A 12,598-nucleotide genomic window follows, 5' to 3' on the forward strand; every position below is an offset into this window, starting at 1 on the left:
ATCTGCGATTTCACGGAACTGACGAAGAACCGTAACAACTCCGTCAAATAACCGGTGCATGAAGCGGACGGCGCGCGACCTCCCCCGGGGAGAAGCGCCTGCGCCGGTTCGAGCCGTTTTCAACCCTTGCCGGATTTTGCCATGACCAAGCGTTTTGCCGCGACTGCCGCTTTCGTTCTCCTGTCCAGCACCGTCCCCGTCAGCGCCACCGATATCGGCTCCACTTTCACAAGCGCCTGCCCCTTCGGCGATTGCGCCGCCGGCATTTCGCTCTCCTATCTCGGTGAATTCGTCATCCCCACAGGTCAAATGGAAAACGGCGTCGAGTTCGGCGGCATCTCAGGCCTCGATTTCGATGCCGCTACCGGCCACTTTATCGCCATCAGCGACGACCGTTCGGACAAGGCGCCCGCCCGCTTCTATGAACTCGACATCGATGTCGATGCGTCGGGCCTCAAGGGCGTTTCCGTCGTCAAGCATGTGACGCTGAAAGACAAGAACGGTGAGCCCTTCGCCGCCAAGACCGTTGACCCGGAATCGATCCGCCTCGGCAAGGACGGCATCTACTGGGGCAGCGAAGGCGATGCCAAGGTGCTGCTGCCACCCTTCATCCGCGTCACAGCGCCGGACGGTTCGTTCGTGCGCGAGTTCAAACTGCCGGAGGGCTTTGCTCCGACCATCGACAAGTCGACCGGCATCCGCGACAACCTCGCTTTCGAAGATCTCGCGGTCGCGCCCTCGGGCGACGTTTTCGTCGGCGTCGAAGCCGCCCTCTATCAAGATGGCCCGAAGCCGTCGCTGATGACGGGCAGCCTGTCGCGCATCATCCGCTATGACGGCGCAACCGGCGAGCCGAAGGCTGAGTATGTCTATCCCGTCTCGCCGATTCCGCAGTCCGCCATCAAGGCCGACCGCGGCAACGACAACGGCATGTCGGAAATACTCGCCCTTGACGATCACCGCCTGCTCGCCATCGAGCGCAGCTACGCCGAAGGCTTCGGCAATAACGTCAAGATCATGATGATGGATCTCGCCGATGCGACCGACATATCCGCCATCCCCTCACTCGCCAAGAACGACCTGCCAGTCGTCCCTGCCCGCAAGAGCCAGATCCTCGATCTCAGAGCAATCGGCCTCATTCCCGACAATATCGAGGCGATGTCGCTCGGCAAGGCCAAGGACGGTACCGACGTCCTCATCCTCGGCTCCGACAATAATTTCTCGACCACTCAGAAGACGCAATTCTACGCGTTCAAGGTTCTCAGCCGCCCGCGGCAGTAAGACGCCGTGTCTGACGGCCGAACAGTGATGCTTTATATCAGCTTTCACGGCGCGGACCTTGAAACCGCCGGGTTCATGGCCCATAACCAGAGTACAAGAATAAGAAGAGGCGCGCGTGGGTGTGTTCGACCGTCAGAAAACCAATCATGAGCCGCGATGGCTGGGGTCGTCGGCGCCGACACGCACGCCGCTGATTCCCTCCATCTCGGCGGCGCGCTGGCTGCTGGTGCTGGTCGCCGCCGCCGGGGTGTATTTCTTCTACGGTTTCCTCGTGCCGGTGCTGGCAGCTCTCGTCATCGGCTTTGCCAGCTGGCCGCTCTATCGCAAGCTGCTTGCCCGCGTCGGCGGCAATACGACGGTCGCCGCGACCATCGCCATCCTCATGATCCTTACCTTCCTGGTCATCCCGATCGGGCTCGCGGTCACTTATACGACCGGCGAAGTGCGCACCTGGCTCGCCTGGGCGATCCACGCCAACCGCGCCGGCGCCTCGACACCGAATTGGATCGTCGCCTTGCCGTTTGCCGGCCCCTATCTCGATGATCTCTGGACCAAATATGTCGGCAGTCCCGGCGCGCTCGGCGAACTCATCCAGGCGATCAGCGGCGCTCATATCGGCAACATCTATCGCGCCGTGCTGGCAGCCGGCGGCGGCGCTTTCCATCTTCTCCTCACGCTGCTCTTCATGCTGATCGCGCTGTTCTTCGTCTATCGCGACGGCTTCTCCTTCTCCAAGCAGATCGACATGCTGGGCGAGCGCATCCTGCCGAACCGCTGGGAGCGCATTTCCCGCGTCGTGCCGGCAACGATCAGCTCCACCGTCATGGGCATGACGCTGATTGCCATCGGCGAAGGCATCGTGCTCGGTGTGGCTTATTGGATCGCCGGCGTGCCGTCGCCGGTAACGCTCGGCGTGCTCACGGGGGTGATGGCCCTGATACCGGGCGGGGCGCCGCTCTCCTTCACGCTGGTTTCCATTTATCTCCTGGCGAGCGGCTCGCATGTCGCCGGCGTCGGCCTCTTCGTCTGGGGCACGGTCGAGCTTTTCATCGTCGACAAGACGCTGCGGCCGAAGCTCGTCGGCGGCCCGATCAAGCTGCCCTTCCTGCCGACCTTTTTCGGCCTTGTCGGCGGCGTCAAGACGATGGGTTTTCTCGGCCTCTTCATCGGCCCGGTGCTGATGGCGCTGATCGTCGCCATCTGGCGCGAATGGATCCATGAGGCCCGCAACGCCGAGAGCAGCGAGAGGGTGCCGCAGATCGTCATCGACGAACAGGCACCGCCGCCGTCCAAGCCGATCCCGCGCGTCGCCGAAGGCTGAACTGCCTTCGTGAAGCCTATCCCAGCCGCTTTTCCATGAACAGGCTGAGCGGATCCGGCAGATAGGTGCCGAAAGCCTCGATCTCCCGATATCCGTATTTGCGGTAGAGGGCGATCGCCTCCGGCTGATAGATGCCGGTCTCGAGCCGGATCGCCGTCAGCCGCTTTTCCCTCGCGATCGCCTCCAGCGCATTCATCAGCCCGCTCGCGATCCTCAATCCCCTCGCCTGCGGGTCAACGAACATGCGCTTGATCTCCGCCGTGCCGTCGCCGGCCTCGACCAGCGCGCAGCATCCGACGATCGGCCCCTCATTGCGGGCGACGAAGAAGCTTACCGAAGGTTTCTCCAGCAAGGAGAGGTCGACCAGGTGGTTGCTCTCCGCCGGATAGAGCGACGCTGCATAGGCGTCGGAAAGATCGAGAAGGCGGATGACGCCGTCCTGGCGCGGCGGCTCCTGGGCGATAGTGACGGACATGATGGTTTCCAGTGTTTGCGGGAGGCGCAAATTTTTGCCGAGATGACGAAGAGTTAATGCCTTCGCCTTGTTTCGGTTGGAATTGCGCCGTCTAAGGCGATATCGGGTTCAATAGCCAAGGAAGCAGAATATGCAAGCGGTGCTCATCGCGATGACGATTCTCGGTTGCGACGATTCCGTCAGCCAGTGCAGCTATGTCGCGACCGTCGACAAGCGCTGGGAAACCGTCGCCGCTTGCGATGCCGAAGCCGAACGCCGGCTCAAGGCCTATACCAATGTCAGCTATCCCTCGGTGATCGCCGTGTGCGAGGCGCCGAAAGCGCTTGCCGTCGCCGAACCGCCGAAACCGGCGCCCTTGCCTGCGGCCGCGGCCGACACCGCTCCCGTGGCACCCGAGGAACCAACAGGCCTCGCCGGCTTTGCTGAAAACATCGCCGGCCAGGTCCGCGCACATCTGCCATCCGGCCGAGACGTCAAGGAGACGCTTTCCAAACCTGTGCATTTCGTATCCGCCAGCTATTCCTGGGTTGTAACCAGGCTGAACGACTAAGCCGCTGCAAGCGCGGCATAGACACGGGCCGATTGCCGCTGTTCGGCGACGTGCAACTTCTCCACCATGTCGAGCAGTTCGCCGGCCGCGCCGTGTGCGCCACTGTGATGGCGGAATTTTTCGAGAAGACGGCCTCCGACAGTGCCGAGCACGCTGCCCGGCGCCTTTCGAACGGCCTCGCGCCACAGAAGCGTCGCCTCGACGAAGATCACGCTGATATCCCGCGGCAGGCCGGCGGATTCATAGAGCGCGCGCACGGCATGCATGCGCCCGGTTGCCAGGATCGAGCGCACCCTGCGCTCGCTGCACGCTGTTAGATCGACGATTGCAGCGGCGAAGAAGTCCAGCCTGCCGACGCAGAGCGCATGCATGAGCAAGGAGGGCGTCAGCCGGCCGTTGAGGCGCAGATGCTCGACGAGATCCGGTATCTCCCGCGGCGCGATATCCCCGGCGATCGAAACGATGGCTGCCTCGGTCGCCTCGCGGCTGATGCGCTGGAGGCGCTGCAGGCCGATCGCCGCCTGCGCCAGCGGCAGCCCGACCAGTGCATTGCTGACATGCTGGGCGAGCAGCTGGCGGGCATCGGCCGGAAGGTCGCTGCGGTCGAGCAGCAGGTTGCGAATATCGCAGCAATCGCCAAGCCGCTCAGCGATGCGTTTCAACGATTGGCTGGAGATGGCCGCGCCGTCGTTTTCAAGCAGGCAGAGCACTTCGTCTTCATCGCCGACCTCCGCGAGTGCAGCCGAGACCGGGCGGGTGACATGGCCTCTGGCCGCGATCAGCATGCGGGTGGCGCCGTTGCCGCGTGCGGCGAGGTCGACAAGATCGGCGTCGCTGAGAAGCGGCGAACAGGTAACGGCGTGGCAGGCAACCTCGGGCTGGTCCGCGGCAAGCGAAAGGATCAGGCTGCGCGGCGCGTCGGGCGACCAGGCGATCGCCTCGGCCAGCGCAAGCCGCACACGCGGCGACGGGTCATCGAGAAGAAAGGTCATCGCCATCTCGGCTGCCGCCCGCTCCTCGCCGCTCATCTCGGATTGCAGATAGGCTCGACCGAGTGCGTTCGCGGCCCGGGCCCGATCACCGGTCTTGGCCGTTTCGATCCAACGAAGGAAAGCTTCTACGATCACGCGACGCCCCAGCACTTGAACGCGATTCCTTCGCGTTTCATTCAATGCTGTGACCGTAGCGACAAAAGGTTTAAGATTGGTTCACCATATTTCTTAAGCCTTTGCATGCCTTGCGCTCAGGCTTCCGCCTTTGGTACCTGCGGCCGAAACATCTCGAAAACATCGCTGCCTTCGCTGTAATCCATGTAGCCCATGCGGGCCACAGGTCGGGCGATCGACATGTCCAAGCGGCCGTCCCTGACGATCGCCTCGTCGATATGGATGCCGACCACCTCGCCGAAGACGAGAACGTTTTCAGACGGCGCGCCCGATAACGTCTTCGGCTCGATGATTTCGGTGACCCTGCATTCGAGCACGGCGTAAGCCTCGCCAACATAGGGGGCGTCGATCAGTTCGGACTGTTTCGGCGTCAGCCCGGCGAAATCGAATTCGCTGTTGCCGTAAGGCAGCGCCGCCGAGGAGAGGTTCATCTTTTCGGCGAGATCGCGGCTGACGAAATTGCAGGTGAAGGCGCCGGTTTCCGCCGCATTGCGCTGGCTGTCCTTGCGTCCGGCGGAAGAAAACATCACCAGCTTCGGCCGGTCGGCGACGGCGTTGAAGAAGGAATAAGGCGCAAGATTGATCGAACCGTCCCGGCCCTTGCTGCCGATCCAACCGATCGGCCGCGGCGATACGATCGCCTTGAAGGGATCATGCGCGAGTCCGTGCCGGTTGCCGTCCGTCGTGTAGAACATCAGTCCTCTCCACCGACCCAGGTCACGGTATCGGCAAGCTCCGGCCGCGGCCGCTCGATCGCCGGGAATGTCGTCGAGCCGATATGGATGAAACCCGCCACCTTTTCGCCTGGCTCGACGCCGAGCAGCGGATAGGCGCGCTCGTCATAGGCGAACCATTCCGTCAGCCAGTTGGCGACATAGCCGCTGGCATTGGCGGCGAGAATGACATTGAAGCAAAGCGCGCCCGCCGACATCAGCTGCTCCCATTCCGGGATCTTGATATGCGGCCCCGCCTTGCTGACGACGGCGACAACGACCGGTGCGCGGGTGAAGCGGGTGCGCTCGACCTGGATCATCTCTTCGGAAAGCTCCGGCTTTGCCTCGAGCGCCAGCTTGAGAAGCTCCTCGCCAAGGCGCGCACGCTCATCTCCGCGATAAACGATGAAGCGCCAGGGAGCGATCTTGCCGTGATCGGGAACACGCGAAGCAAGCCGCAGGATCTCCTTGATCTCGGCCTTTTCAGGGCCGGGTTCGCACATCTGGAAAGCGGGAATGGAACGGCGCACGGCGAGGTAATCGATCAGCTTGATATCGGATTTCATGCGGGAGAAACTTTCATTTTTATGCTGCTGCAAAGCGTGGGTCTTGAATTTGCCATCGCGTTGGTCTTGAAGTGGCCTTTGCGATTTCAGAAGTCAATCGGTTCACGAAACAGATGTTTGGCATTTCGCCTCTTGCACGCATCGGCCTCGCCATCGCTCTGATGGTATTGATGCCCATCGGCGCCGGTGCGCAGGATGCCTTCAAGGACTTCAAACAGCTCGATTCGACGTCGAAGATGCCGAAGCTCAACGCCTTCATTGCGCCCGGCACCGCGCCCGAAGGAGCCAAGCTGCGCGACATCGAAATGGAAGCCAAGCTGACGGCCGACGGTACGCCTGTCGAGGACGGGCTTTCCTGGTATGTCTTCAGCCCGATCGCGGGCACCGACGGCAAGCTGCCGCTGATCGCCAGCGCCAAGGGCGGACCCGCTGCCTTCCAACTCGCTCCGGGCGATTATTTCGTCAATGTCTCCTTCGGCCGCGCCGGCGTCACAAAGAAGCTGACCGTGCCCGCTGACGGAGAAGTCGACAAGCAGGTGATGGTCCTCGATGCCGGCGGCCTGCTGCTCAATGCCGTCTCCGGCACCGATGCCCGCATCCGCCCCGACCAGTTGAGTTTCTCGATCTATTCCTCGGAAGTGCGCGACGACGGTGAGCGCGGCCTCGTCGTGGCCGATGTCTCGCCGAATACTGTCGTGCGCCTCAATGCCGGTACCTATCACATCGTTTCCGAATATGGCAGCGTCAACGCCGTCATTCGCGCGGACATCCAGGTCGAGGCCGGCAAGCTCACAGAGGCAACGATCCAGCACCGCGCCGCCCAGATGACCTTCAAGCTGGTCTCCGAAGCCGGCGGCGAGGCGATCGCCGACACCGCCTGGTCGATCCTAACGGCAGCGGGCGACAGCGTCGGCGAAAGCGTCAGCGCCTTCCCGACCATGGTCCTTGCCGAAGGCGAATACTCGGCCGTCGCCCGCAACAAGGACAAGATCTATCAGCGCGATTTTACAGTGGTTGCCGGCCGGAATACCGACGTCGAAGTTCTGATGAAGGACCAGCAACCGCAACAGCCCGAGAGCCCGGCGGCCCGCACGGTGCAGCAGGCGCCGGCCGGCACGCCGCCACCCCCGGGTGTCCAGCCGGCTCCGGAGGAGCCTCTGCCCTCCTACGAACAGCTCGTGCCGCAGGGCGGCGGCGACGGCGCCAGCCTGGATTGATTCTGCCGGGCACGCTTCTCCGGCGTACCAGCGATCAAGCCGATCGGCCGGCGCTCTGTAGCGCCGCGCGTCTGATCAGACGTGCAAACGACGCTATCATTTTGGATCTACGCATCGGCCGATGCCGCTAGACCAGGCGCGGATTTCATTCATTGGCAGGAAGATTTGAAAGTGGAGACGGGAGGCGCACGAGTGGCTGCCCCTCGCGAAAGACATTTCCGACAGCGCCGAGGTCGGCGCTGTCGTATTCCCCCTATTTTCAGGCCGCCTTGGCTTTCTTTGCCTCGGCCTTGCGACGGACGTCGGGCGGCGTCGCCTCGAGGGTGAGGCTCTCGACGGCGGCGTCAAGCTGCATCGAAACCTGGTCCTGACTGCCGAGGCGGCGGATGTTGACCGTGCGCTCCTCGGCTTCCTTCCTGCCGCAGACGATGATGACAGGAACCTTGGTGACGGAATGCTCGCGGATCTTGTAGTTGATCTTCTCGTTGCGGAAGTCGGTTTCGACGTTGAGACCGGCCTCGCGCAGCGCCTCGGCCACTTCAAGCCCATAGGCATCAGCTTCCGAGGTGATCGTTGCGACCACCACCTGTAGCGGCGATACCCAGAGCGGCATATGGCCGGCGAAGTTCTCGATCAGGATGCCGAGGAAACGCTCCATCGAGCCGCAGATGGCGCGGTGGATCATCACTGGCTGCGTCTTTTCGGAGTTGCTGTCGATATAGAAAGCGCCGAAGCGTTCCGGCAGGTTGAAGTCCACCTGCGTCGTGCCGCACTGCCATTCGCGGCCGATCGCGTCCTTCAGCGTATATTCGAACTTCGGACCGTAGAAGGCACCCTCGCCCGGCAGGATGCCGGTCTTGATGCGGCCTTCGGACTGCGCCTCGATCGTCTTCAGCACATCGGTCATCACGGCTTCGGCGCGATCCCAGAGCGCATCGGAACCAACACGTTTGTCCGGCCGGGTGGAAAGCTTGACGACAATTTCCTTGAAGCCGAAATCTTCATAAACCGAGAGGATCAGATCGTTGATCTTCAGGCATTCGGCCGCCATCTGCTCGTCGGTGCAGAAGATATGCGCGTCGTCCTGCGTAAAGCCGCGCACCCGCATCAGCCCATGCAGCGCGCCCGACGGCTCGTAGCGATGCACCAGGCCGAATTCAGCAAGCCGGATCGGCAGCTCGCGATAGGACTTCAGTCCGTGCTTGAAGATCTGCACATGGCCGGGGCAGTTCATCGGCTTCAGGGCGAAGACGCGGTTGTCCGCTTCCTTGTCGTCGGGATGCGTCATCGCATGCGCCGATTTTACGCCGAACATGTTTTCCTGATACCAGCCCCAGTGACCGGAGGTTTCCCAGAGCGAGGTGTCGAGCACCTGCGGTGCGTTGACTTCTTCATAATCGATGGCAAGCCGGCGGCGCATATAGGCGACGAGCGTCTGGAAGATGCGCCAGCCCTTGCCATGCCAGAAGACAACGCCCGGCCCCTCCTCCTGGAAATGGAACAGGTCCATTTCGCGGCCGAGCTTGCGATGATCGCGCTTTTCGGCTTCCGCCAGCATATGCAGGTAATTATCGAGATCGGCCTGGTCTGCCCACGCGGTGCCATAGATGCGTGACAGCATGGCGTTGTTGCTGTCGCCGCGCCAATAGGCGCCGGCGACCTTCATCAGCTTGAAGGCAGTGCCGACCTGGCCGGTGGAGGCCATATGCGGGCCGCGGCAGAGGTCGAACCATTCGCCCTGGTTGTAGATCTTCAGATCCTGGCCTTCCGGGATCGCATCGACGAGTTCGACCTTGTACTGCTCGCCCTTGGCGGCAAAAACTTCCTTGGCCTTTTCGCGCGACCAGATCTGCTTGGTGAACGGCGCGTTGCGGGCGATGATTTCCTTCATCTTCTTTTCGATCTTCGGCAGATCGTCGGGCGTGAAAGGCTCGTTCTTGGCGAAATCGTAATAGAAGCCGTTCTCGATGACGGGACCGATCGTCACCTGCGTGCCGGGCCAAAGCTCCTGCACCGCTTCGGCCATCACATGCGCGGCGTCATGGCGGATGAGCTCCAGCGCGCGCGGGTCCTTGCGGGTGACGATCTCGATCTTGCCGTCGGTGACGGCATCGGAAAGATCCTGCACGGCGCCATCGAGGGCAATGGCGACGGCGCTCTTGGCGAGCGACTTGGAAATGGATTCGGCGACATCCTTGCCTGTTGCGCCAGCCGGGAAGCTGCGCACGGAACCATCGGGAAATGTCAGGGAAACGGATTGGGACATCGAAATTCTCCTTGTCCAGTCCCGCCAACGAATGCGGGTGGTTGCAACGACAGCGCCTCCCTTTGTTGGATGCGCTGCCGCCTGATACTCAGATTTCACCTGGGAGTAAAGAAGCAGCCGGCTCACATGATCATTTGCGCAAGACCGCAAACGGTGTTCCAGTTGCGCATCGTTCCGACGCCGAGTCGCTGGGTCGTCAGCGCCGAAAGCAGTTTCGATTGACTCGGTTTGCCGGCGAAATCGATCCAGAGATCGCCGCCGACCACGGCGATACGTTGCCCTTCCGCCATCAGCGGTTTCAGCGCCTCCACCTTCTCAGGATCGATCGGCAGGCGCATCACCCGGACGATTACCTGGTCTCCGCTGCCGTCCCGGAAGGGATTGGTGCCGCAGAGCGCCATCCAGGTGCAGTCGCTGCGCACGATGATATCGACATGTTTGCCGAACTTCTCTTCGAAACCCTCTTCCAGCGCGACCTCGAGTTCATGCGGACGTATTTCGTCGGCCTCGAAAATGAGATTGCCCGTTGAAACCAGTGTGCGCGGCTCGCGATAGCCGAGCTCTCTGGCAAGCGCGCGCAGGTCTTCCATGATCACCCGGCGGTCGGGCGAGAGCACGATGCTATGCAGGAGGGCGACAAACATGCTCATAGCAACTCGCTCTCCTCCTCGCGATCGTAGTCACCGAACAGTGACCGCGCCTCACGCATCCTCGCTGCCCTGACCTCCGAAACACAATGATGTTCGCCGGGCATCGTCACCGCGGTCACCCTCTCTTGCGTCCAAGTACGAGATAGCGCCATGGGGTCCACCAGTGAAAATCGTTGCCGAGTGTCTCGGGCACCTGGTCGAGGCCGCTGGTGCCGCCCGGACAGCAGCGGCCGACGCGAAACAGCGTCATCCAGCCGCCGGCCCATAATCCGTGGCGGGCGATCGCCTCGTAACCATATTCCGAGCAGGTCGGGATATGGCGGCAGGAATTGCCGACAAAGCCGGAAAGCGTCAGCTGATAGAGGCGGAGGAGCCCCATGCCGAGCAGGCGGTCCGGAGTCTTGCGGAATGCTCCGGTGTAATTGCGGGAGTAGCGCGCAGTCTTTGCGTGCGGCTGTCTCGATGCGGCCGCGCCGCCATCGTCCTCATCGTCAGCCTGCCGGACGCAGAACTCGCACATCTCGGTTACGCCTCGACAACTTCCGCCCGTTTCGCCTCGATCTGCCCGATCGCGTCGACGACCGCGTCGAAGGTCAGCATCGTCGAAGCATGGCGGGCCTTATAGTCCCTCACGGGCAGGAGGTAACGCATATCTTCGAACCGCCCCGTCGGCCCTGCCCCGTCTGCCTTCAACATGGCGAGCATGTCCAGCCGCGCCTGCCGCAATTCACCAGATGTTGCGCCGACGACATGGCGGGCCATGATCGAGGACGAAGCCTGGCCGAGCGCGCAGGCCTTCACGTCATGGGAAAAATCTGTCACGACATCGCCATCCATCTTCAGCCAGATCCGTACCTTGGAACCGCAAAGCCTGGAGTGCGCCTGGGCGGTCGCATCGGCATCATCGAGCGTCCCGGTCAACGGAATATTGCCGGCGAATTCGAGGATTTTGCTGTTGTAGATGTCGTCCATGCTGGATTTCCGCTCCAAAATCGCTGCGGATCGGCCTAAATGGTGCTGTTATTGTTATTGAAACAAAAAACACACCGTGTCATCTGAGGATACTTACATATAATGGCCGTCTTCCTATATGTATGTCGTTCCAAGGCCATGAAAATGCAATGGCCTTGTGTAAGTTTGATTGGGAAACCGTGCCGGACGGGCATTGAATTTGCCCTGAAAGCCCCGGAGCCTGCCAAAGGTGCATGAATTCCCGCATGGGACTGACCAGTGGCAATTCCGACAGATGGGTCCGCGGTGCGGACCAGGAGACCATTGATCATGGACGCCATCGTAAAGAACTTTCCGCAGCCGAACCGGGACTCGGACCGCCCTTCCCAGCAGGAGGCCGAGGAAGCCGTGCGCGTTCTGCTGCGCTGGGCCGGTGACGATCCGACACGCGAAGGCCTCATCGAGACCCCAGCCCGTGTCGCCAAGGCCTATCGCGAGCTGTTCGCCGGTTACGATATGGCGCCGGAGGACGTGCTCGGCCGGACCTTCGAAGAGGTCGCAGGCTACGACGACATGGTCCTTGTCAAGGACATTCCGTTCTACTCGCATTGCGAACACCATATGGTGCCGATCATCGGCAAGGCCCACGTCGCCTATATGCCTGATGGCCGCGTGCTCGGCCTGTCGAAGATTGCCCGAGTCGTGGAGATCTATGGCCGGCGCCTGCAGACCCAGGAAACCATGACGGCCCAGATTGCGCGGGCCATCGACGATACGCTCAATCCGCGCGGTGTTGCCGTACTGATCGAGGCCGAACATATGTGCATGGCGATGCGTGGCGTTCAGAAGCAGGGTTCGACCACCTTGACCACGACCTTTACCGGAACGTTCAAGACCGAACCGGCCGATCAGGCCCGTTTCATGAGCATGGTGCGGAGCCGCTGATACCGGCTCCCTCAGGAGGGCCGCAATGAGTCAACTGATCTTCAATCAACCATCCGAAGACAAGTCGGCGTTGGAAGACGCCGGCGATTTCACGCCGCGTTTCGACGACCGCGGCCTGATCACTGCGATCGTCACCGACGCCGGCGATGGCGAACTGCTGATGGTGGCGCATATGAATGCCCAGGCCCTGGCGCTGACCATCCAGACGGGCACGGCCCATTATTTCAGCCGGTCGCGTGGCAAGATCTGGAAAAAGGGCGAGACCTCGGGCAACCTTCAGACGGTGAAGGAAATTCGCACCGATTGCGATCAGGACGCCATCTGGCTGAAGGTCGAGGTCGCCGGCCATGACGCCACCTGTCACACCGGCCGCCGTTCCTGCTTCTATCGGACGGTGACGCTGCGCCAGGGAAAACCGATGCTGGACATCGTCGACGACGAGCGTCATTTCGATCCGCAGGACGTCTACGGAAAATAGACTGACCGTCTCGGGCATT

14 protein-coding genes are annotated in these 12,598 nt (G+C 61.8%); 6 read left to right on the top strand and 8 right to left on the bottom strand.

What is annotated here, in order from left to right; all coding sequences use genetic code 11:
- Nucleotides 1–141: 141 nt before the first annotated feature.
- Together AMK00_RS11215 and AMK00_RS11220 are read left to right on the top strand one after the other, a co-directional pair.
- Nucleotides 142–1,281 carry an esterase-like activity of phytase family protein gene (locus tag AMK00_RS11215; protein WP_064806153.1) on the top strand — a complete coding sequence of 380 codons (1,140 nt, stop codon included), beginning with the start codon at nucleotides 142–144 and terminating at the stop codon, nucleotides 1,279–1,281.
- A 115-nt stretch (nucleotides 1,282–1,396) separates the two neighbouring features.
- A complete protein-coding gene (locus AMK00_RS11220) occupies nucleotides 1,397–2,602 on the top strand; it encodes an AI-2E family transporter (RefSeq protein ID WP_064802709.1) in 1,206 nt (401 codons plus the stop codon).
- A gap of 16 nt (nucleotides 2,603–2,618) precedes the next feature.
- Here the strand turns inward: AMK00_RS11220 and AMK00_RS11225 are convergent, their stop codons facing one another.
- A complete protein-coding gene (locus tag AMK00_RS11225) occupies nucleotides 2,619–3,077 on the bottom strand; it encodes a GNAT family N-acetyltransferase (RefSeq protein WP_064802711.1) in 459 nt (152 codons plus the stop codon).
- A gap of 130 nt (nucleotides 3,078–3,207) precedes the next feature.
- On the opposite strand from AMK00_RS11225, the gene AMK00_RS11230 reads away from it, so the two are divergent.
- The gene (locus AMK00_RS11230) at nucleotides 3,208–3,627 is read left to right on the top strand and encodes a hypothetical protein (protein ID WP_064802713.1); all 420 of its coding nucleotides are present in this window, start codon (nucleotides 3,208–3,210) and stop codon (nucleotides 3,625–3,627) included.
- On the opposite strand, the gene AMK00_RS11235 is transcribed toward AMK00_RS11230, so the two are convergent.
- The 3 genes from AMK00_RS11235 to AMK00_RS11245 all read right to left on the bottom strand — a co-directional run bounded on the left by AMK00_RS11235 (nucleotide 3,624) and on the right by AMK00_RS11245 (nucleotide 6,072).
- Nucleotides 3,624–4,769, bottom strand: a complete 1,146-nt coding sequence (locus tag AMK00_RS11235) for a DUF2336 domain-containing protein (RefSeq protein ID WP_064802715.1) — start codon at nucleotides 4,767–4,769, stop codon at nucleotides 3,624–3,626. The two genes, AMK00_RS11230 and AMK00_RS11235, sit on opposite strands and share 4 nt — an antisense overlap.
- A 101-nt stretch (nucleotides 4,770–4,870) precedes the next feature.
- Nucleotides 4,871–5,488, bottom strand: coding sequence for a flavin reductase family protein (locus tag AMK00_RS11240; protein ID WP_064810427.1), 618 nt, complete (start codon nucleotides 5,486–5,488; stop codon nucleotides 4,871–4,873).
- Entirely contained in the window at nucleotides 5,488–6,072 is a 585-nt protein-coding gene (locus AMK00_RS11245) for a nitroreductase family protein (RefSeq protein WP_064810428.1), read from the bottom strand. The genes AMK00_RS11240 and AMK00_RS11245 overlap by 1 nt, the downstream gene beginning before the upstream one ends.
- Nucleotides 6,073–6,185: 113 nt before the next feature.
- Here AMK00_RS11245 and AMK00_RS11250 point away from each other — a divergent pair, with 113 nt between their 5' ends.
- A complete protein-coding gene (locus tag AMK00_RS11250) occupies nucleotides 6,186–7,289 on the top strand; it encodes a hypothetical protein (RefSeq protein WP_064806155.1) in 1,104 nt (367 codons plus the stop codon).
- Nucleotides 7,290–7,548: 259 nt separating this feature from the next.
- On the opposite strand, the gene thrS is transcribed toward AMK00_RS11250, so the two are convergent.
- The 4 genes from thrS to AMK00_RS11270 form a co-directional block, all read right to left on the bottom strand.
- Complete coding sequence (gene thrS, locus AMK00_RS11255) at nucleotides 7,549–9,555, bottom strand: threonine--tRNA ligase (protein ID WP_064810429.1); 2,007 nt, start codon at nucleotides 9,553–9,555, stop codon at nucleotides 7,549–7,551.
- A gap of 122 nt (nucleotides 9,556–9,677) precedes the next feature.
- Entirely contained in the window at nucleotides 9,678–10,205 is a 528-nt protein-coding gene (locus AMK00_RS11260; protein ID WP_064802723.1) for a DUF1697 domain-containing protein, read from the bottom strand.
- 115 nt (nucleotides 10,206–10,320) lie between these two features.
- Nucleotides 10,321–10,725 (bottom strand): membrane protein insertion efficiency factor YidD, encoded by a 405-nt coding sequence (gene yidD / locus AMK00_RS11265; RefSeq protein WP_064810430.1) that lies wholly within the window; start codon nucleotides 10,723–10,725, stop codon nucleotides 10,321–10,323.
- Nucleotides 10,726–10,730: 5 nt separating this feature from the next.
- Entirely contained in the window at nucleotides 10,731–11,177 is a 447-nt protein-coding gene (locus AMK00_RS11270; RefSeq protein WP_064802727.1) for an iron-sulfur cluster assembly scaffold protein, read from the bottom strand.
- A 309-nt stretch (nucleotides 11,178–11,486) separates the two neighbouring features.
- Here AMK00_RS11270 and folE point away from each other — a divergent pair, with 309 nt between their 5' ends.
- Together folE and hisI are read left to right on the top strand one after the other, a co-directional pair.
- The gene (folE, locus tag AMK00_RS11275) at nucleotides 11,487–12,101 is read left to right on the top strand and encodes a GTP cyclohydrolase I FolE (protein WP_064802729.1); all 615 of its coding nucleotides are present in this window, start codon (nucleotides 11,487–11,489) and stop codon (nucleotides 12,099–12,101) included.
- Nucleotides 12,102–12,126: 25 nt separating this feature from the next.
- Nucleotides 12,127–12,579 carry a phosphoribosyl-AMP cyclohydrolase gene (gene hisI, locus AMK00_RS11280; protein ID WP_064802731.1) on the top strand — a complete coding sequence of 151 codons (453 nt, stop codon included), beginning with the start codon at nucleotides 12,127–12,129 and terminating at the stop codon, nucleotides 12,577–12,579.
- Nucleotides 12,580–12,598 lie beyond the last annotated feature (19 nt).

The organism is Rhizobium sp. N621, from assembly GCF_001664325.1.
GTDB lineage: Bacteria > Pseudomonadota > Alphaproteobacteria > Rhizobiales > Rhizobiaceae > Rhizobium > Rhizobium esperanzae.